We start from the raw sequence: 19,966 nt of genomic DNA, 5'->3' as shown, positions 1-19,966 counted from the left end.
TCTTCAAGTACTTGTCCAACAGCCGACCGGTCGCCTCTGAGAGGGTGCCTTCGAGGTGCCACATGCCGTTGCCGGTCTCGGTCAGTTCGAGGCGCTGGAGGGACTGCTCACCCAACTCGTCGAACAGTTCGGTCTCTTCGGCGATCGACGCCCACAGCTCATCCAGATGCCGCCTGAGGTCTTTGAAGGAAGCATGGGCGCAGTACTCAGCGACCATCGCCTCAGGCGTGGCGCACAGGATGTCCGGGTCGAAGGGGGAGGAGACCGGGGTCCTGAAGGGGGTGCGGGCGAACAGGCGCATGGCCGGGGTCTGGTCGAGTTGGCGGACGGCATAGGCGACCTGGTCGATCCTGGCTGTTCCTGTCGTTGCCGCTTTGGCCAGGATCCGGAACTTCCCGGAGAGCCGGGCGATGGCCGCGATGGATCCTGCCGTGTTGAACGTGAAGTCGAACTGGGAGAGCAGGAGGTCCCTGAGGGCGGAGAACCCGAACTCGGAGCGGTGCAGACCCTGCTCCTTCATGGCGATCACGGAGGAGAGGACCTGGGAGTGGAAGGCATTGATACCGGCAGCGGCTTCATCGAGGGCCGAACGGATCGCCGCTGCCTGAGAACGGCGGTCAGCAGAAGCAGGGAGGATCGAGGCGGGGGAGAGGGCCGGAGTGGTGTGGGTGTTGCAGTGGGCCATGGGTCTCGCCTCCTCACCTGTTCTCGAATGATCTGCCTGTTTTCGCTTCCTTGTTCGTACTTCAATGATGACATGCCTGCGTCATGGTGTCATCACCCGATAGAGTGAACATTCCATAGAGGACTATCAATGCCCGCCCTACCTGCACCCCCAACCTCCTTGGGGCACACTGCAAACCAGGAGAGAGTCGGCCCGCGCCCCGGCGCTGCCTGTCAGCCGCTGGGCACACCCACCCGCCCTCAGACCTCTTTGTCGCTGCCCGCTCTAACCTCAATAGACACGGCGCGGCAAGCCGCAGAGCGCGCCCCACGCTCAAACACGGCGCCCAGCGCGACCACCGGGCCGTGACTTCAGCGGAGTCGTTCGAGCTGGGCCAGGTAGATCTCGCCCATGGCCCGCTGATGGCGGGCGAGGAAGTCCAGTTCGTCCTCGCTGTACGCGCCGACCAGCTCGGCGACCTGCTCGCCGAACGGCGCGTACAGGGCCGCACCCCGTTGCAGCGCTTCGGGATCGGGGGTCACGATGACCTTGCGCCGGTCCTGCGGGTCGCGTTCGGCCCGCAGGTATCCCGCGTTCTGGAGGCGCCGGATCATGCTGGTGATCGCGCCGGTCGTGAGCCCGGTCTGCTCGGCGAGCTGCCCGGCCGTGGCCGAGCCGCGCTCCATGAGGAAGTCGAGGCATTCCATGTCGGTGACCGTGAGCCCGAGTTTGCCCGCGACCGCGGTGCGGAACATCAGCGAGAGGCGCGACTCGGCGCGTCCGCTCGCGAAGAACCGTTCCACCGCGGTCTCGCCGGGGTTCACGCCGCTGGGACCACCGGGCGGTGCAGGCTCGGCAGCAGTCTCAGCATCACCCATTTCTGCACCCCCTTGCTGCCGGTCAGGCGTCGCATCATGCCTTCGGCCGTGTCGACGGCCTTGAACGCGTACGGGATCATCTCTTCGCGGTAGGCGGCGAGCGCGTCGCCGACCGCGCCGGTCGATCCTCCTGCGGCGAAGGCGGCCACCAGCTTAGCGCCGAGGAGGGCCGCGTCCCGCAGGGCGGTGTTGCCGCCGTGGGCGCCGAACGGCGGCATGGCGTGCACGGCGTCGCCCATCACGGCGGCGTTCGGGACCGCCCACGGCCCGGGGCGGCGGCCGACCGCGAAGCGGCTGAGCATGGTCGCCTCGGGATCGGCGTTGGCGATGAGGCGGCGAACGACCGGGTGGTACTTGGCGGCGGCGTCGCGCGCGAGGCGCTGCAAGGCGGGCGCGTCGTTCCAGGCGGTCCCGGCCGGGATGTCGGCCTGCGGCATGACCACGCCCCACATCACGTAGTCGTCGATGTCGAGGGCGGGCATGTCGCGCCCGGCGAAGGCGGTCTTCGGGTGCTGCCCGAATGCCATGGTGGTGAAGAACACCGCGCGGCCGGGGGCGTCGCCGAGGGCGAGCACGCCGCTGCGGTCGAGCTCGGCCGGGAGGACCCGTTCGTCGTCCTGCACGAGCGGGGTGCGCCCGTAGATCCCGGCCATGCCGGTGTCCTCGGGGCCGCCGCCGGGGAGGATCTGGTCGCGCAGGGCCGAGCCGATGCCGTCGGCGGCGATCACGACCCGGGCGGTCACCGAGGTGCCGTCCTCGAACCGCAGCCGGTTCGCATCGTTCTCGGTCTCGATGGCGGTCGCCTTGCGGCCGTAGTGGACCCGGTCCTCGAGCCCGCTGAGGAGGACCGAGCGCAGGACCTGGCGGTCCATCTGGCGCTCGCCGTCCTCGGTCTCCTCGAAGCTGAGCTTGAAGGCCTCGCGCAGTCGCTGGTTCATGAACCGGAAGTACCCGCCGGAGCGGCCGGCGACGGCCACGGCGAGGTCGTACAGGTCCGCCGGGAGGCTGGCGCGGAGCGCGCCGAGGCCGTCGGCGTCGACGGTGATCCGGTAGCCCTGCCGCCGCGCGAACGGGGCGGCGTCGCGTTCGTAGACCTGTGCGTCGATGCCGTTGCGCCGCAGGTACTGCGCCAGGCACAGTCCCGAGAGGCCCGCGCCGACGATCGCCACGGAGGCGCTGGTGTGGTTCAGGTTCGTGCTCGTCATGAGATTAGCTTAATCATTAAGATAATCTCTTCGCAAGTCCCGGGAACCCGAAGAGGGCGGGGCGCGCCACCGGCCCCCCCGCGTTAGGGGGGGGGTTGCGGGGGTTGTGGGTGGGGGGCTTTTTACTTTATATATAAATAATATGTGTGCCCTCGCCCGGGCCCCCTTAGGGGGGGGGCCCCCCCCCGCGCCCCGCCCTCTTTCTGGGTGGGTTTCCTGGTGTTGTGCTTGCGGCGCTTAGCGCTTGTTGAACTTCTTCTTCGAGATCACGTAGCCCAGCAGCGCGAAGGCCAGCGACCACGCGATGGTGAGGACCAGGTCCGTGCCGTCGACCGCCTTGCCGAACAGGAGCGCCCGGACGACCTCGATGAACGGGGTGAAGGGCTGGTAGTCGGCGAAGTACTGCACGGCGGTCGGCATGGACTCGGTGGGCACGAACGCGGAGCCGAGGAACGGCAGGAGCATCAGCGGCATCGGGGTGTTGGACGCCTCTTCGACGGTCTTGGCGGCCATGCCGAGTCCGACGGTGAGCCAGGTGAGGCCGAAGGAGATCAGCACCAGCACGCCGGCGAGGCCGACCCAGCCGAGCGGGTCCGCGTCGGGGCGGAAGCCGATGGCGATCGCGACGCCCAGCGTCACGGCGATGCACAGGAACGACTGGATCACCGAGGCGATCACGTGCCCGGTCAGGACCGAGACCCGGGCGATCGACATGGTGCGGAACCGGTCGATGATGCCCTCGGTCATGTCCATGGCGACGCTGATGGCCGTGCCCTGCACCGCCGCGACGATCGCCATGAGCATCATGCCGGGCGTCAGGTAGGTCAGGTACGCCTCGCGGCCGCCGGTCGGGCCGCCGAGACCGTCGCCGATGGTGCCGCCGAAGACGTAGACGAACAGGAGGAGGAAGACCACCGGCATGCCCACGAGCATCACCGTCAGGGACGGGTAGCGGAGCATGTGCTTGAGCTGGCGGCGGAGCATGGTGGACGTGTCGGCGAAGGTGTGGGCGATGGTGCTCATCGGAGTTCTCCTTGAAAGGGCTGGAAGCGGTTCGGGGGCGGGTTAGGCGGTGGCCTGGGCGGGGACGTGGCCGGTGAGGGACAGGAAGACGTCGTCCAGGTCGGGCGTGTGCACGGTCAGCTCGTCCACCTGCACGCCTTCGCGGTCGATGGTGTCGAGGATCTTGCGCAGCGAGTCGACCGAGCCGTCCGACGGGATCTGGACGGTGAGCTGGTCGGTGTCGCCGTTGCCGGCGAGGACCTGGGCGATGCGGGCGACCTGGTCGGCCCGGGCGAGGCGGAGGTTGACGTGGCCGCCGGGCACGAGCCGCTTGAGCTGCTCGGGGGTGCCCTCGGCGACGATCTTGCCGCCGTTGAGGACCGCGATCTTGTCGGCCAGTTCGTCGGCCTCCTCGAGGTACTGGGTGGTGAGGAAGATCGTGGTGCCGGCCTTGACGAGCTCGCGGACGATCGACCAGACGACGCGGCGGCCGCTCGGGTCGAGGCCGGTGGTCGGCTCGTCCAGGAAGATCACCTTCGGGTCGCCCATGAGGCACATCGCGATGTCGAGGCGGCGCTTCATGCCGCCCGAGTAGGTGGCCGGGGCGCGCTTGGCGGCCTCGACGAGGTCGAACCGCTCCAGCAGCTCTTCCGTGCGGCGCTTGGTCTCCCGCTTGCCCAGGTGGTGCAGGCGGCCCATGAGGTGCAGGTTCTCCCGGCCGGTGAGCAGGCCGTCGACCGCAGCGAACTGGCCGGTCACGCCGATGGACTTGCGGACCGCGTCGGCGTCGTGGGCGACGTTGGCGCCGTTGACGAACGCCTCGCCGCCGTTCGCGGGGATGAGCGTGGTCAGGATGTTCACCGTGGTGGTCTTGCCGGCGCCGTTGGGGCCGAGCAGGGAGAAGATGGTCCCTTCCGGCACCTCGATGTCGACGCCGCCCAGGACGGCGTTGTCGCCGTAGGACTTGGTGAGGTCGCGGGCCTGGATCGCCAGGGGCTTGCTGTTGTTCATCGTTCCTCGCTTAGGATCTCGGGCTTGGCTGGTTCCGGTTCGGTTTCCGTCGCCGGGCATGTGAGTACTCTGGCCGGGGCCGCTGACACGGCGCTGACATCGACCTGACGCGGCGTCAGGTCCGGTGAAAGCCGGTGCGGCGGTGGGTAGAGCGTGAGCACCATTCCCAGGTCGAACACGGTTTCACCTCGATGTCTCTCGGCATGGAAAGTCCAATTTGGACAGTGAGTGGGCAGGGCTCCGCCACGGCGGCGGTGTTGTGCGGTGCTGCGCGGTGCGGAGGGCGCGTTCGGCTACCGGGCCGGGCCCGGGGCCGTCAGTGGCGTCTTCGAGTGCGCCTGCGGCGCAGGGGGAGTGGGCGTGCTAGATGTCGAGGTCCTGCACCGGCGGCGCTTCCGCCGTGGCGGCGACCATCTGGTACAGCTCGGCGGGGATCTTGGCCTTCAGCTCGTCGAGCGTGTCGACCACTTCGAGCGAGGCGTCCCCGTAGTTCATGGCGTAGCTCTGCTCACCGAAGCCGAGGAGCTTGCGCCAGCCGGTCTCGTTCGTCTCGTGCACGAAGTCGGGCGTCTTCTCGACGTGGATGACGAACTTGCCCGAGCGCGAGCGGTAGACGCGGTAGATCTCCGCCTTCTTCTCGTTCGAGCGGACCCATTCGCCGAGCTTGACGCCGGTGAAGCGCTGGCGCTGCCGCTTGCGGCCGCTGCCGGGGCCGACCGGGACGGTGATCTCCTCGTAGCCCTCGAGGCGGCCCTCCTCGGCGTCGACGTAGCGCTTGAGCGCCGTCGAGATCGCCTTGGAGAGGTTGCCTCCCGCGAGTTCCTGCGCTCGGGTGTAGAGGGGCAGGTCCTTGTCGGCGACGTAGATCGTCTTGTTGGGCATGACGGCATCTTAACCTCCTTCCAGGGGTTGTCCTTGGTATACGTATAGACTATACGTATACGTAGAACATGCGCAAGCCCGGTCCCCGGATTTCTTCCCCGGGCATGACGAAGGGCGGCCCCGCGATGACTCGCGGAACCGCCCTCAAGCGTTACTACCTGCGCTTACGCGCCCTTCTGCGCCAGCAACTGCGTCAACTGGGCCTTCACCGTCTCGGTCACATCGCCCGGCGCCGCCGTCGGCAGCGAGAAGCGGATCGTCGAGTTCAGGTCAGGCGCCAGGAGCTCCGCCGAGTTGTCAGCGGCGAACACCACGTCCGTGTTCGCCTCGCCGACCACGAACACGACCTCCAGCTCGCGCACCCGGCCGTGGAACTCGCCCTCGGTCGCCCAGAACTCGACCTCCTGGTAGAACGGCACGGTCGAGCCCTGGATCGTGCCCAGCTCGAGGTCGGTCTCCTGGAACGCGAAGCCCAAGGCCTCCAGCGCCTCCCAGACCGCCTTGTGCACCGGCAGCGCCTCCACCGTCAGCCAGTCCAGATCGCCCTTGTCCAGGGCCTGGTCCAGCGACAGGTGCGTCGAGACGCCGAGCTTCATGCCGCCCACCAGCGGGCGCTCCTCGACGTTGTTGAACGGCGTCTCCCAAGGCACCTGCACCTCGAACGCGATCGGGTGGGCGGTGCCCTTCGCGAGGTCGAACTTGCCCGAGATCTCGGTCTTGAAGTAGTCGTGCACGACGCCGGCCGCGTCCTCGCCCTTGGAGTCGTCCTCGACCAGGGCGGTGAACTCGATCTCGACGCTCTCCACCGCGGCGTCCACTTCGGCGCCGGAGATCCGCACCTCGCCCTTGAGGACACCGCCGGGGACGACGTGCTTCTCATGCAGGAGCGTGTCGACTTGGATGCCACTACCGAGAATGGCCTTGAGCTTGCTGAACACCATTGGGGCGGTTCCTTTCGGGGAGGATCGCAGGTCTTACGAAGGCACGGGGGTGGGAACGCGGACAGGGGCCTTCGCATCGTATCCCGAAAGCGCCGCCGCTATTCGCCCCCGTGCAGCTGCACCACGGGAATCGCCGGATCGCCGGGGGAGAGTTTCAGCCCCTCCCAAGGGATCGAGATGAGCCGCTGGCGCAGCAGTTCCCGCGATTCCTCGAGCGACGGCTGCTGAACCAGCTCCCCGCCCTGGAACAGCGGCACCTGCAGCAGCCGGTCGCCCGGCTGCGATTCCGGTTCCCCTTGCGAGACCACCACTTCCTCGGTAGCCGTACCCGTCGGCTTGTGGCGGCGCACCGCGATCTTGCGGCCTCCATTGGTGCCCTTGTGCTCCGAGCGCTTCGCGACCGGTCGACCCTCCACTTCGACCAGTTTGTAGACGAGCTGCGCCGTCGGCGCGCCCGACCCCACGACGACCGCAGTGCCCGCCCCGTAGATGTCCACAGGGGCCGCCGCCAGCGCCGCGATCGAGAACTCGTCCAAGTCCCCGGAAACGACGATCTTGGTGTCGTGCGCCCCGAGCTCGTCGAGCAGTTCCCTTGCGCCCGTGGCCATCACATCGAGATCGCCGGAGTCGATGCGGATCGCCCGCAGCCGCGGACCGGCCGCCTCGATCGCGTTCCGGATGCCCTGCGTGATGTCGTACGTGTCCACCAGCAGCGTCGTGTCCGTGCCGAACGCGTCGACCTGCGCGCGGAACGCCTCGATCTCGGACTTGTGCAGCAGCGTGAACGCGTGCGCGCTCGTCCCCGAGGTCGGCACCCCGTAGCGGCGCCCGGCCTCCAGGTTCGACGTGGCCACGAACCCCGCGAGGTACGCCGCCCGCGAGGCGGCGATCGCCGCGGCCTCGTGCGTGCGGCGCGAGCCCATCTCCAGGATCGGGCGGCCGCGCGCGGCCGTGACCATCCGGGCGGCGGCGCTGGCGATCGCGCTGTCGTGGTTGAGGATCGAGAGGGTCAGCGTCTCGAGCAGGACGCACTCGGCGAACGTCCCGGAGACGGTGACGATCGGCGAGCCGGGGAAGTACAGCTCCCCTTCGGCGTACACGTCGATGTCGCCCTTGAAGCGGTAGTCGGCGAGCCATTCGGCGGTGGACTGCTTGACGACGCCGCGCGAGGTGAGGTCCTCCAGGTCGGCGTCCTCGAACCGGAACCGCTCGATGGCCTCGGAGAGGCGGCCGATGCCGGCGACGACGCCGTAGCGGCGGCCGGTGGGGAGGCGGCGGCCGAAGACCTCGAAGACGCACGGCAGCTCGGCGGTCCCGTCGCGGAGGGCCGCTTCGAGCATCGTGTACTCGTAGTGGTCGGTGTACAGGGGCGTGCGCGGCAGCGTGACGGACATAGGGGTGAGCGTAATGCACCTGCAAGGCGCCCGCGCCCCGTGCGCGAGCGGTGTTCACAGCCGTCCGTTTATTCCCTCAGTTCCCAGGTGGAGGGGCTTGTCTCACGCTCTGAGCGAGGCCTTCTGGCCTCATCGCGCCGCGTGTACGCTTGCTTGCGTGTTGCGGATCGCGCATGAACTGGTCGAGGCGATGGTCGCGCACGCCCGGGCTGACCACCCCGACGAGGCGTGCGGCCTCATCGCGGGCCCCGAGGGCACGGGAGAGCCGAAGAGGCACATCCCGATGATCAACGCTGCCCGCTCCACGACCTTCTACGAGTTCGACTCGGAGGAGTGGAAGCAGGTCTACGACCAGATGTGGGACAACGACGAGGAAGTCGTCGTGGCGTACCACTCGCACACCCACACCGAGGCCTACCCCTCGCGCTCGGACGCGGGGATCGCTTCGCAGCTCGGGCTGCCGGGCGCGCACTACGTGCTGGTGACGACGAAGGACCCGGACGTGGCCGAGGTCCGGGCGTTCCGCATCGCGGACGAGGTGATCACCGAGGAGCCCATCGAGGTCACCGGTGCGCCCGAGGCCGTGCAGAGCTACAAGTTCGCGCACACCCCCGACTCGACGGTCTACGACTGTTCCTGAGTTCCCGCCGGGCCCGGCCCGGCGTTCGCCATGCAGTTCCCGCTGCGCTTCAAGCACATCGACGGCCCCTGTCGGGCTGTTCAGAGAATCGAAGGAAATCCATCATGTCCGTTCAGGTCCGCATCCCGACCATCCTCCGCACCCACACCGGCGGCCAGAAGCTCGTCACCGGTGAGGGCGACTCGCTCGCGAAGCTGTTCGACAGCCTCGACGCGCAGCACGCCGGCCTCAAGGGCCGCGTCGTCACCGACGAGGGCACGCTGCACCGCTTCGTGAACGTGTACATCAACGACGAGGACGTGCGGTTCATCGGCGGCCTCGACGCGGCGCTCGCCGACGGCGACCAGGTGACCATCCTCCCCGCCGTCGCGGGCGGCATGTAGTTCGGGAAGGGACCGGCCGTGGCACGTTTCACGGACATCACCGCGACGCTCGGCGACACGCCGCTCGTCGGACTCCCGCGGCTGTCGCCCTCGCCGGACATCCGGCTGTGGGTGAAGCTCGAGGGCGCGAACCCGACCGGGTCGGTGAAGGACCGGGTGGCCGCCAAGATGATCGAGGCGGCCGAGGACGACGGGCTGCTCAAGCCCGGCTCGACCATCCTGGAGCCGACCTCGGGCAACACCGGCATCGCCGTGGCGATGCTGGCGCGGCGCAAGGGCTACAAGCTGATCGCGGTCATGCCCGAGAACACCTCGCTCGAGCGGCGGCAGCTGCTCACCGCGTTCGGCGCGGAGATCGTGTTCTCGCCGGCCGCGGGCGGCTCGAACGCGGCCGTCGCGAAGGCCCGGGCGATGGCGGCCGAGCGTCCCGACCTGGTGATGCTCAACCAGTACGCGAACCCGGCGAACGCGGCCGCGCACTACGAGGGCACCGGGCCCGAGCTGCTGCGCGACCTGCCCGAGATCACGCACTTCGTGGCGGGGCTCGGGACGACCGCGACGCTCATGGGCGTCGGCCGGTACCTGCGCGAGCAGGCGCCGGGCGTCCAGATCGTGGCGGCCGAGCCGCGGTACGGCGAACTGGTCTACGGGCTGCGGAACCTCGACGAGGGGTTCGTGCCCGAGCTGTACGACGAGAAGGTGCTCGACCGGCGCCTGTCGGTCGGCACTGAGGACGCGCTGCGGCGCACGCGGGAGATCCTGAGCGAGGAGGGCCTGTTCGTGGGGCTCTCCACGGGCGCGGTGCTCCACGCCGGGCTCGCGCTGGCGCGCGAGGCCGCGAAGGCGGGCCGCCCCGCGGACATCGCGATGCTGGTCGCCGACGGCGGCTGGAAGTACCTGTCGACGGGCGCCTACTCGGACGGCCTCGACGACGCGGCGAACGCCCTCGACGGCCAAGTCTGGGCCTAGCGAAGACGACGACGGCGAACGGCCGGGCAGGCGCGAAAGCGCGGCCCGGCCGTTCGGTTGTTTCCGGTTTCGGCGATTTGCGCCGCACCGCCACGGTGCGATCCTGAGGCGTCCTCAGTGGCTTGCTAGCCTGGCCGCATGAGTTCCGCCGGCAAGCTCAAGCTGCGTTCCGCGTCGATCCGCAAGTCGAAGGACCTGCCGCGGCAGGGCACGGCGCCGCAGGACGCGGTCGGGGACAACGCCTGGGCGAGCACTCCGGTGCCGCGGGCGGAGACGACCGCGCTCGGGAGCATCCAGGGCGGCATCGCGTCCGCGCAGGACACCGGCCCGCTGCGCCCCGAGAAGCCCGCGGTCCGCCTGCGGCGGCTCGCCGGGGTCGCCTCGTGGGCGCTCGTGCTCGTCCTCGCAGGCGTGGCGACCGCGATCGTGGGCCTGTTCCGGGTCTTCGGCGAGAGCCCCGCCTGGTTCACGCCTGCGTTCATCTCCTGCGGCGTGATCGGCATGGTCCTGGCGATGATGGCCTTCGCGACGCTGCGCTTCAAGGGCGTGCCGTGGATGTTCATGGCCGCCTCCACGATCACCCTCTTCGCGGCCTTCGCGATGCTGCGGATCGCCTAGCGCCCCAAGCAGAGCCGCGCGCGGACGGACGCGCGGCGGGACTTCCCGCCCTGGGCGGGAGGGCAACAGCCGCCCACCATCCCGCCCCGATGGGGTGAAAACGCCGTTATTGTGGTGATCGCCACCCTGTCATTTTGGCGACATTCCCGTGACGAGCAGGGGTGTTCCAGGCCCGTTTGGACGTACGCTCGGAGCCCATGAACGACGCGCCCATCGGGATCTTCGACTCCGGTGTCGGAGGCCTGACCGTCGCCCGATCGATCAGCGAACTGCTGCCCGCCGAGCAACTGGTCTACGTCGGCGACACCGCCCACGTCCCGTACGGCCCGAGGCCCATCGCCGAGGTCCGCAAGCTTTCGCTCGACGTCTGCGACCACCTGGTCGAACAGGAGGTCAAGGCGCTCGTGATCGCCTGCAACTCCGCATCGGCGGCGAGCCTGGCCGACATCCGCGACCGCTACGACATTCCCGTCGTCGAGGTCATCCGTCCCGCCGTCCGCCGCGCCGTCGCCACGACGCGCACCGGCCGGGTCGGGGTCATCGGGACGGTGTCGACGATCTCCTCGGGCGCGTACTTGGACGCCTTCAACGCCGTCCCGGACGTCAAGGCGACCGCGGTGGCCTGCCCGGCGTTCGTGGATTTCGTGGAACGCGGTGTGACAACCGGCCGACAGCTCCTAGGCCTCGCCCAGGGGTACCTTGAGCCGCTACAGCAGTCCGACGTCGACACGGTCGTGTTGGGCTGCACCCACTATCCGCTGTTGTCGGGACTCATAGGACTGGTGATGGGAGAGGACGTGACACTGGTGAACTCCGCGAGCGAGAGCGCGCGCGAACTCTACCGCGTGCTCACCGACCACGACCTCCTGGCCGCCCGCACCGACACCCCCGAGCACCGGTTCCTCGCGACCGGCGACCCGGAGGCCTTCACCCGGACCGCGCGGCGGTTCCTGGGCAACCTGTTCCCGAACGCGGCGGCGGCCGTACTGGACAAGGTGTGATCTGCCATGAAACTGACGGTTATCGGCTGCGCCGGCTCGTTCCCGGCACCCGACACCCCCTGCTCGGCCTACCTGGTCGAAGCGGGCGGCTACCGGCTGCTCATCGACTTCGGCACCGGCTCGCTCGGTGAACTGCAGAAGCACCTCGACCCGCACCTGATCGACGCGGTCATCGTCACCCACCTGCACGCCGACCACTTCTTCGACGCCTGCGCGTACGCCGTCATGCGCCGCTACGCCTCGAACGCGCCGAAGCACCCGCTGCCGCTCTACGGCCCCACTGGCGTCGCCGACCGCATCGTCGCCGCATACGGCGGCCAGGGCGAGCTGTGCAGCCCGAACATGCGCGACGTCTACGACTTCCGCGAACTCCAGCCCGGCACGTTCGACCTCGGGCCGCTCACCGTCACCGTCGACCGGGTCGCGCACCCCGTCGAGACCTACGGCCTCCGCGTCGAGTACGCCGGGTCCTCTCTCGCGTACACCTCGGACTCCGGTCCCTGCCAGGCGCTCGAGGCGCTCGCGACCCATTGCGACGTGCTCCTCGCCGAAGCGTCCTACCTGGAGGGCCGCGACAACCCGAAGGACGTGCACCTCACCGGCAAGGAAGCGGGGGAGTACGCCACCAAGTCCGGCGCCGCCCGCCTGCTCCTGACCCACCTCGTCGAGCCCTGGAACTCCAAGGACCAGACCCTCGCCGAGGCCCGCGCGGCCTACACCGGGCCCGTCGAGGTCGTCCGCCCCGGGCAGGTCTACGAGTTCTGAGGCGCGGCGGCGTCTCATTTGGCACGTTCTCGGGATACGGCCGTCGCACAGCGGCCGTAGCGTTCAAGGATGTCGAGCGATGCCACCCCGCAGCCGTACCCCGGCGACCCGAACCAGCCGCCTCCGGGCGCCTACGGGCCGCCGCCGGGCGCGTACCAGCCCCAGCAGCCGCAGCCCTATGTGGAGGCCGGCGCCCCGCAGCAGCCCCCGGGGGCCTACGTCCCGCCCGGCGCGTACACCCCGGTCCCCGTGCCGCCCAGCCAGACCGGACGCGGGCGCGGCCCCAAGGTCGCCGTGGCCGCGATCCTCTCCGTCGTGCTCCTCGCCGCCGTCGGCGCCGTCGTCCTCTTCAAGTTCGTGCTCAACCAGGGCCCCGACCCCGCCGAGAGCTTCCCCGCCACGGCGAGCATGTACGTCGAACTCAACCTCGACCCCTCGTTCGACCAGACCCCCAAACTCATTGAGCACCTCCAGAAGTTCGACGAACTCTCCGATTACGACGACACCGGCGAACTCATCGACGCCTTCATCGAGGAGTCCGGCATCGAAGGCGTCGACGCCGACGAGGACATCAACTCCTGGCTCGGCCTCCGCCACGGCCTCGCCACCTGGGAGCACGACGGCCAGACCTACGCCGTCCTGAGCCTCGCCAGCACCGACGCGGACGCCGCCGAGGACGGCATGGCCCAGATCCGCGGCGCCGCCGGCGTCGAAGAGGACCAGTTCGCCTACACCGTCGAGGACGACCACGTGCTCGCCGTCATCGGCGAGACCGGCGCCTCCGACGCCCTCACCGCCGCGCAGACCGAGGCCGCCGACGAACCCCTCGCGACCTCCGACGACTACAGCGAGGCCCGCGCCTGGCTCGACGACGACCAGCTCCTCGTCAACTGGATCGACATGGACGCCGTGAGCGACCTCGCCGAGATGACCACCGGCGCCGAGTCCGACGCGGTCGAAGACCTCTACTCCGGCCAGGTCATCTACGGCCTCTCCGCGTTCGACCAGGGCTTCCAGCTCACCTACCGGCTGTTCGGCGACACCGAGCACCCCTGGACCGGCACGGACGGCCTCATGGACACCATGGGCGCCCTGCCCGCCTCCGACGTCGCCCTCGCCGCCTACGTCCCCGAGAACATCGACGAGATCACCTCGAGCTGGCTCGGCTTCTTCGAGGAGTTCTACGGCGTCGAAGCCGAAGCCGAGGCCACCTCCGTCGGCGTCCCGCTCACCGACGCCGAGTACACCGAATACCTCGAACTCCAGACGCAGTACTACGACGGCACCATCACCGCCGACGACGAGACCCGCTACCTGGAGCTCGACGACCGCTACTGGTCCGCCGGCACCGAGGACGAGCCGTTCGTCGAGGAGTCCTACGGCCCCGACTTCGGCGAGATCGAATCCGTCCTCGGCGACTTCACCGGCCTCCTCGCCGGAGCCACCCTCACCGGCGGCGCGAACTTCATGGCCGACGAGGAGATCGACCCCGACTCGCTGCACCTCGGCGCGCTCCTCACCGAGGACAACGCCGACGAGCTCAAGGACGTCATCGACTCCTGGACCGAGGACAAGCCCCTCCCCGAGGGCTTCGAGGCGGACGGGTCCGAACTGAGCTACACCGGGTCCGCGATCGCCGACGGCACCCTGGCCGACGACGAGCGCTTCAGCGACTTCGCCGACCACGCCCCCGGCGAATGCTCCGCGATCGCCTGGGTCGACCTCGCCCGCGCCGGCGAGGAGTTCCCCGAGGACTTCGCCGGCCTCGAACCGCTCTCGGCCTTCGCGTGGGCCCACGGCGCCGTGGACGGCGACGGCACCGGCGTGATGCGCCTGTACCTGAAGGATTAACACCTGATAGGACGGGATCGGCCGCGCTACGCTCGATGGCGTGACCGATCCCGTTCTCCGTACCCTCCAGGCGCGCTGGCCCGCCGAGGAGCGGCTGGTGGCGGAGCCCGACTCGGTCCGCACCCCGTTCCAGCGCGACCGCGGCCGCATCCTCCACTCCGCCGGGTTCCGCCGCCTCGCCGACAAGACCCAGGTCCACACCGCCGGCACGGACGACTTCCTGCGCACCCGCCTCACCCACTCGATCGAGGTCGCCCAGATCTCCCGCGAGATGGGTTCGGCGCTCGGCTGCTACCCCGACGTCGTCGACGTCGCCGGGCTCGCCCACGACCTCGGCCACCCGCCCTTCGGCCACAACGGCGAGGACGCCCTCCACGAGATCGCCGGCCCCTGCGGCGGCTTCGAAGGCAACGCCCAGACCCTCCGCGTCCTCACCCGCCTCGAAGCGAAGGTCCTCGACGCGCACGGCGACTCGGTGGGCCTCAACCTCACCCGCGCCTCACTCGACGCGACCTGCAAGTACCCGTGGCCCGCCCGCCCGGGGGTGCGCAAGTTCGGCGCCTACGAGGACGACCTCCCCGTCTTCGAATGGCTGCGCGGCGGCGCCCCCGAGGGCGTCAAATGCCTTGAGGCCCAAGTCATGGACTGGTCCGACGACGTCGCCTACTCGGTGCACGACGTCGAGGACGGCCTGCACGGCGGCTACATCAACCTCGCGAAGCTCGCGCACGACCCCGACGAGCAGGCCCGCGTCTGCGGGGCCGTCGCCGCCCGCTACAGCGACGCCCCGCCCGCCGACCTCGCCGAAGCGCTCCGCGAGCTCCTCGCCGACCCCGTCCTTGCCGCGATCCACGACTACGACAGCTCGTTCGGCGCCATGGTCGCCGTCAAGGACTTCACCTCGACCATGGTGGGCCGCTTCGTGAACGCCGCCGCCAAAGCCACCCGCGCGCAGTTCGGCGACGGCAGGCTCCACCGCTACGACGCCGACCTCGTCGTCCCCGAACGCGAACGCGTCCAATGCGAACTGCTCAAAGGCATCGCCTGGTGCTATGTCATGGAGCCGCGCAGCGACGAGTCCTGGTACACCCGCCAGCGCGAGATCCTGCAGGAGCTCGTGGCGGTCCTGTGCGACCGCGGCCCCGACGCCCTCGAACCGATGTTCGCCGAGACCTGGCACCGCGCCGCCGACGACGCCGCACGCCTGCGCGTCGCCATCGACCAGGTCGCGTCCCTCACGGACGCCTCAGCGGTCGCCTGGCACCGCCGCCTCACCGCCTGAGGCCTACCGCTTGCGGAAGATCAGGTCGAAGATCTCGCGGTCGGCCTTCACGCCGCGGCGCTCGAACTTGGTGACCGGGCGGTGGTCCGGGCGGGGCGCGTAGCCCTCGGCGGTGTTCTCGAAGGCCGGTTCGGCCGTGAGGACTTCGAGCATCTGCTCGGCGTAGTCCGCGATGTCCGTGGCGCAGTGGAGGACCCCGCCGGGGCGCAGGAGCCCGGCCATGGTCTTGACGTGCTCGGCCTGGATGATGCGGCGCTTGTGGTGGCGCTTCTTCGGCCACGGGTCGGGGAAGTAGACGCGGATCTCGTCCAGCGACCCGGGCGCGATGCCGTTCCACAGCAGGGGCAGGGCGTCGCCCTGGTAGATGCGCAGGTTGGTGAGGCCGCGGGCTTCGGCGCGGTCCATGAGGTCGGCGATGCCCTGCGGGTAGACCTCGACGGCGAGGAGGTCGCGGTCGCGGTCGGCGTCGCCCATCGCGGCGGCGGCCTCGCCGTTGCCGGAGCCGATCTCGAGGATCACGGGGGCGGTGCGGCCGAAGAGCTTCGCGAAGTCGATGCGGCCCTCGTCCGGCTCCCAGTCCAGGCCGTAGCGGGGCCACAGGCGCGCGAAGGCCTCGTCGTGGCGGGGCTTGTTGCGTCCTTGACGGAAGTTGAACGTCAGGATGTGGCGGTGCTGCGGTTCCTCATCAGGCATAACCGGGCAAGTTTAGCCGCAGGTCGAGTGTGCGCTGCAGCATGGAACGGCGCGGCCCTAGCGTTCGAGCTTCGCCGGGGCCTCGTAGGAGCGGCCGCGCACGCCCGCGGGGCCGTCGGGGCGGCGCGGGTCGGGGCGCGGCGGCGGGGCCGCCTCGTCGCCCGAGGCGCCGTTGTCGTGGGAGGCGCCGCCGAAGAGGAACGACTCGCGGGGCACGGTGTCCTCGTCCTCGTCGTCGTCCCCGTCGGGCTGCTCGGGCACGTAGGTGGGCGGGCCGACCTCGTCGTGCTCGGGTTCGGCGGTGATCATGGCCTTCGGCTTGCGGCCGGGGCGGCGCAGGCGCTTGGCGCGGTCGCGCAGGAAGTACACGTAGCCGCCGAGGGCGAGCGCGGAGAGGCCCGCGCCGATCCAGAAGCCGGGGCCGCCGACGGCGACGCCGGCGAGCTCAAGCACCGTGAGTGCGATGAGCACGTAGAGGATGCGGCGGTGGCGCCGCCGCCACCATTCGGCGCGCATCTGCCGGAGCCTGGCCTGCTCGTGCATCTCGGGGTCCTCGCCGGGGTACGACTCGTCGGTCTTCAACCGTACCGAGTCGCCGCGGCGCGTGCCGCGCCGCTCCCACCCGCGTGAGTTCGATTGCGGGGGAACGTCTTGGCCGTCGAGGAGTTCGTCGAGGGCGGTGTCGTCCCCGGTCCGGTCGAGCCCGAGGTCGGTGGTGTCGTGGGAGGCGGGGCGGGAGGGGCGGTGGCCTTCGCGGTCGAGGACGCGGGCGTCGGAGGAGGCCCGGTCGGCGATCATGCGCTCGTCGGGGTCGTAGCGGCGCACCAGCGCCGGGGTCAGGGCCAGCAGTGCCGTGGCCGCGAGGAGTGCCAGCAGGACCGATGCGGGCATCGTTCACCTCCCTTGCGTCGATGTCGGCCGGGAATGCGTTAGCAAACTGTACGCAATGGCCTGACGTATTTCCGACAGTTGACTGGAACCAGGGCGGGAAGTCCCAATACCATCACACCTGGTCACAATCACATCACAATTCGCTGCTCTGGCGGGTTTTTGCCCTAAACTCGCTGCAATGTCCAGTTCGCCGGAAGCTTGCCCGAACGGCTGAACGGGGCGCAACCCGAGACGTACTCGATCGTTAAGCCAAAGAAGGCTCGTCTAGGGAGACAACGAGTATTCCCGTACTCACAGCGACGCCCGCGAGCAGACACCCGAGCCCCTCGATCGTACGAGCTCGGCGCAACCTGGAAGGAGCACCGGCGAACGATGCCCGAGACCGTCCCCGCCGGCGATCCCCGCCACCTGGACCCAGGCCCCGGCCACAGCCCCGAAGAACGGTCCGACCCCGAGCTGATCGCCGCCACCCGCGGCGGCGACACCACCGCCTACGCCGTCCTCTACGAGCGCCACGTGCACGCCGCGCGCCGCCTCGCCCGCGTCCTCTCCCGCGACCCCGCCGGCGCCGACGACCTCGTCTCCGAGGCCTTCGCGAAACTCCTCCACACCTTCCGCGAAGGCGGCGGCCCCGACCTCGCCTTCCGGCCCTACATGCTCCAGACCCTCCGCAACACCTTCTACGACCGCGTGCGCCGCGACAAGAAGGTCGAGTTCACCGACGACCTCACCGAGCACGACTCCGGCGAGATCTACGTCGACCCCGCCGTCGAAGGCCAGGAGCGCCGCTACGCCGCGCTCGCCTTCGGGAAGCTCCCCGAGCGCTGGCGGATGGTGCTGTGGCACACCGAGGTCGAGGAGGACTCCCCGGCCAAGATCGCCACGATGCTCGGCATGACCCCGAACGGGGTCTCCGCGCTGGCCTACCGGGCGCGCGAGAAGCTGCGGCAGAACTACCTGAGCGAGCACGCGGCCGACGCGCCGCGCGAGGAGTGCCGCTGGACGGTGGACCGGATCGGCGCGCGCGTGCGCGGCAAGCTCGGCGAGCGCGACGCGTCGAAGGTGGACGACCACCTGAACGCCTGTGTCACCTGCAACCTGCTGTTCGCCGAGCTCACCGAGTTGAACTCGGGCCTGCGCGGCGTGATCGCCGTGATCTTCCTCGGCGGCGCGGCCTCGCCGTACCTCGCGGCGGGCGCGGTCTCGGCCGCGGGCCTCGCGTTCGGCGGAGTGCTCGCGTCGCTCTTCGTGCCGTTCAAGATGTTCGCGAACTGGGTGCGCCGCATCGTGCAGCAGCTCGGCACGAAGGGCACGGTCGCGACCGGCACAGCCGTCGCCGTGGCCGCCGCGGTCGCGGTCTTCGCGCTCACCGGCGACGAGGAGGAGCCGGAGCCGCAGGCCGCCCCCGAGGACTCGGTGGTCGAACCGGCGGACCCGGACGAGGAGCCGCAGGACCCCGGCCCGCAGCCGCCCGACGATGAGCCCGAGCCCGCACCGGACGACCCGGCCGAGCCGGAGCCCGAACCCGAGGACGAGCCCGAGGCGCCCGCCGCCGAGCCGGCCTCGTATGCGATCGAGCACGGCCTCGGCTCCCGCGGCCTTGTGGCCGGCGGCGAGGCGATCCTCCCGATCCGGCTCGAAGCGCCGCGGGGCAGCGGCTCCGCGCCCGTGGCCGAGCGGGCGGTCGCCCCGGTCGAGGAGTCCGGCCGCCTCGGAGCGGGCTACGCGGCCCCCGTCGACCGCAGAGCGCAGGCCGCCTCGGAGCGGGTCACGATCGACATCACGATGCCCGAGGGCATCACCCTCGCCTCGGAGACCGCCGATCCCGGCTGGGCCTGCGCCGAAGTCGACGCGCTCGTCCACTGCAGCATCGCGGCCATGCCCGACCCGGCGGAAGCCAACGTGCGCATCATGATCGGCGAGGACGTGAGCGGCTACCAGACCTTCGAGGTCGCGGTGGACGGCCCGGGCATCAGCGGCACGACCTCGCTGCAGGTGCCCATCGCGCCCGCCGGGAGCGAGGTCGGGTTCGCGAGCGTAGACGCCACCGGCGTGACGGCCGCGGGCAACACCTGGCTGACCTGCTCGGTCCCCGGCTGCCGCGAGGCCGTGCGCTACGGCGGCGGCGAGCACTGGCCGATGAAGGCCTACAAGCCCGACACCGCGCCCCCCGGACGCGAAGGCGAGGCCGTCTCCGGGGCCGTGCTCGACGTGCCCGCCGGGGCCGAGATCCAGTGGGCGGGCCTGTACTGGGCCGGTGTCGCGGACGAGCTGCCCGCGGAGGTCTCGCTCGCGGGACCGGGCGGGTCCTGGACCGGCCTCAGCGCCGCGGACATGCGCGGCCTGAACCCCGGGCAGCAGGCGTTCGTCGAGGTCACCGACCTCGTCTCGAGTGGCGGCGAGTACTGGGTCGCCACGGACAACCACCAGCTCCCGACCACCGAGTGCGAGGACTGGCCGATCGATCTCGACGCGGCGTGCATCGAGCAACGCTGGGCGGGCTGGTCTCTCACCGTCGTGTACGCGGAGCCGGGCGCGGCGGCCAGGGAGGTCGCGGTCTACGACGGCCCGCACGCGGCGGACACCGAGATCGAGGTGGAGGACGGCGGCGACGTCGCGATCGCCGCGACCCTCTGGGGCGGCTCCGCCTACCGCAGCGGCGACAGCCTCAGCGCGGGCGGCCAGGGCCTGGGCGAACCGGCCACGTGCCGCGCGCACGGAGCCGTCGAGAACCCGGACTGGTACTCGTTCGGCGTGGACGTGAACGTCTACCGGGTCGAAACCGGCGAGGAGGCCGTGATCCGCTTCGAACGCGGAGACGACCCGTTCATCGTCGGCATCGTCGCAGTGGCGGCCCCGATCGGCGACGAAACCGCCGCGTAGGCGGGGCGGGCGG

Annotated in this window: 19 protein-coding genes; 9 read left to right on the top strand and 10 right to left on the bottom strand. The window is 70.1% G+C overall.

Annotation, left to right across the window (positions count from 1 at the left end; genetic code table 11):
* The 8 genes from O2L01_RS06330 to O2L01_RS06295 form a co-directional block, all read right to left on the bottom strand.
* On the bottom strand, positions 1-685 hold a 685-nt coding region (locus O2L01_RS06330; RefSeq protein WP_270121058.1), incomplete at its 3' end, for a hypothetical protein.
* Positions 686-1,035: 350 nt separating this feature from the next.
* Positions 1,036-1,488: a MarR family winged helix-turn-helix transcriptional regulator gene (locus O2L01_RS06325; RefSeq protein ID WP_270121057.1), complete on the bottom strand. Its 453-nt coding sequence runs from the start codon at positions 1,486-1,488 to the stop codon at positions 1,036-1,038.
* On the bottom strand, positions 1,485-2,747 hold the full coding sequence (locus O2L01_RS06320; protein WP_270121056.1) for an NAD(P)/FAD-dependent oxidoreductase: 1,263 nt from the start codon (positions 2,745-2,747) through the stop codon (positions 1,485-1,487). The genes O2L01_RS06325 and O2L01_RS06320 overlap by 4 nt, the downstream gene beginning before the upstream one ends.
* A gap of 237 nt (positions 2,748-2,984) precedes the next feature.
* A complete protein-coding gene (locus tag O2L01_RS06315) occupies positions 2,985-3,770 on the bottom strand; it encodes an ABC transporter permease (protein WP_270121055.1) in 786 nt (261 codons plus the stop codon).
* A gap of 42 nt (positions 3,771-3,812) precedes the next feature.
* On the bottom strand, positions 3,813-4,760 hold the full coding sequence (locus O2L01_RS06310) for an ATP-binding cassette domain-containing protein (RefSeq protein ID WP_270121054.1): 948 nt from the start codon (positions 4,758-4,760) through the stop codon (positions 3,813-3,815).
* 363 nt (positions 4,761-5,123) lie between these two features.
* Positions 5,124-5,642, bottom strand: a complete 519-nt coding sequence (locus O2L01_RS06305; RefSeq protein ID WP_270121053.1) for an EXLDI protein — start codon at positions 5,640-5,642, stop codon at positions 5,124-5,126.
* Between the two features lie 164 nt (positions 5,643-5,806).
* Positions 5,807-6,583: a sporulation protein gene (locus O2L01_RS06300; protein ID WP_270121052.1), complete on the bottom strand. Its 777-nt coding sequence runs from the start codon at positions 6,581-6,583 to the stop codon at positions 5,807-5,809.
* Positions 6,584-6,681: 98 nt separating this feature from the next.
* Positions 6,682-7,977, bottom strand: a complete 1,296-nt coding sequence (locus tag O2L01_RS06295) for a nicotinate phosphoribosyltransferase (protein ID WP_270121051.1) — start codon at positions 7,975-7,977, stop codon at positions 6,682-6,684.
* A gap of 157 nt (positions 7,978-8,134) precedes the next feature.
* Here O2L01_RS06295 and O2L01_RS06290 point away from each other — a divergent pair, with 157 nt between their 5' ends.
* The 8 genes from O2L01_RS06290 to O2L01_RS06255 all read left to right on the top strand — a co-directional run bounded on the left by O2L01_RS06290 (position 8,135) and on the right by O2L01_RS06255 (position 15,486).
* Positions 8,135-8,617: a M67 family metallopeptidase gene (locus tag O2L01_RS06290; protein ID WP_270121050.1), complete on the top strand. Its 483-nt coding sequence runs from the start codon at positions 8,135-8,137 to the stop codon at positions 8,615-8,617.
* A 104-nt stretch (positions 8,618-8,721) separates the two neighbouring features.
* Complete coding sequence (locus O2L01_RS06285) at positions 8,722-9,000, top strand: MoaD/ThiS family protein (RefSeq protein ID WP_270121049.1); 279 nt, start codon at positions 8,722-8,724, stop codon at positions 8,998-9,000.
* A gap of 18 nt (positions 9,001-9,018) precedes the next feature.
* Positions 9,019-9,969, top strand: a complete 951-nt coding sequence (locus O2L01_RS06280) for a PLP-dependent cysteine synthase family protein (RefSeq protein ID WP_270121048.1) — start codon at positions 9,019-9,021, stop codon at positions 9,967-9,969.
* 138 nt (positions 9,970-10,107) lie between these two features.
* The gene (locus O2L01_RS06275) at positions 10,108-10,587 is read left to right on the top strand and encodes a hypothetical protein (protein WP_270121046.1); all 480 of its coding nucleotides are present in this window, start codon (positions 10,108-10,110) and stop codon (positions 10,585-10,587) included.
* 197 nt (positions 10,588-10,784) lie between these two features.
* Positions 10,785-11,588, top strand: a complete 804-nt coding sequence (murI, locus tag O2L01_RS06270) for a glutamate racemase (RefSeq protein ID WP_270121045.1) — start codon at positions 10,785-10,787, stop codon at positions 11,586-11,588.
* A 6-nt stretch (positions 11,589-11,594) separates the two neighbouring features.
* Positions 11,595-12,353, top strand: coding sequence for an MBL fold metallo-hydrolase (locus O2L01_RS06265; RefSeq protein WP_270121044.1), 759 nt, complete (start codon positions 11,595-11,597; stop codon positions 12,351-12,353).
* A gap of 69 nt (positions 12,354-12,422) precedes the next feature.
* Positions 12,423-14,204, top strand: coding sequence for a hypothetical protein (locus tag O2L01_RS06260; RefSeq protein ID WP_270121043.1), 1,782 nt, complete (start codon positions 12,423-12,425; stop codon positions 14,202-14,204).
* Positions 14,205-14,244: 40 nt separating this feature from the next.
* Entirely contained in the window at positions 14,245-15,486 is a 1,242-nt protein-coding gene (locus O2L01_RS06255) for a deoxyguanosinetriphosphate triphosphohydrolase (protein ID WP_270121041.1), read from the top strand.
* A 3-nt stretch (positions 15,487-15,489) separates the two neighbouring features.
* Here O2L01_RS06255 and trmB read toward each other — a convergent pair whose 3' ends face one another.
* Together trmB and O2L01_RS06245 are read right to left on the bottom strand one after the other, a co-directional pair.
* Complete coding sequence (gene trmB, locus O2L01_RS06250) at positions 15,490-16,179, bottom strand: tRNA (guanosine(46)-N7)-methyltransferase TrmB (protein ID WP_270121040.1); 690 nt, start codon at positions 16,177-16,179, stop codon at positions 15,490-15,492.
* 57 nt (positions 16,180-16,236) lie between these two features.
* A complete protein-coding gene (locus O2L01_RS06245) occupies positions 16,237-17,070 on the bottom strand; it encodes a hypothetical protein (protein WP_270121039.1) in 834 nt (277 codons plus the stop codon).
* Between the two features lie 372 nt (positions 17,071-17,442).
* Here O2L01_RS06245 and O2L01_RS06240 point away from each other — a divergent pair, with 372 nt between their 5' ends.
* On the top strand, positions 17,443-19,953 hold the full coding sequence (locus O2L01_RS06240; RefSeq protein WP_270121038.1) for a sigma-70 family RNA polymerase sigma factor: 2,511 nt from the start codon (positions 17,443-17,445) through the stop codon (positions 19,951-19,953).
* The last annotated feature ends 13 nt before the right edge of the window (positions 19,954-19,966 follow it).

It is taken from the genome of Glycomyces lechevalierae (genome assembly GCF_027622945.1).
Lineage (GTDB): Bacteria > Actinomycetota > Actinomycetes > Mycobacteriales > Micromonosporaceae > Glycomyces > Glycomyces rutgersensis.
Note: the sequence above shows the minus strand (reverse complement) of the source record. Positions and strands in the feature narration are given on the sequence as shown.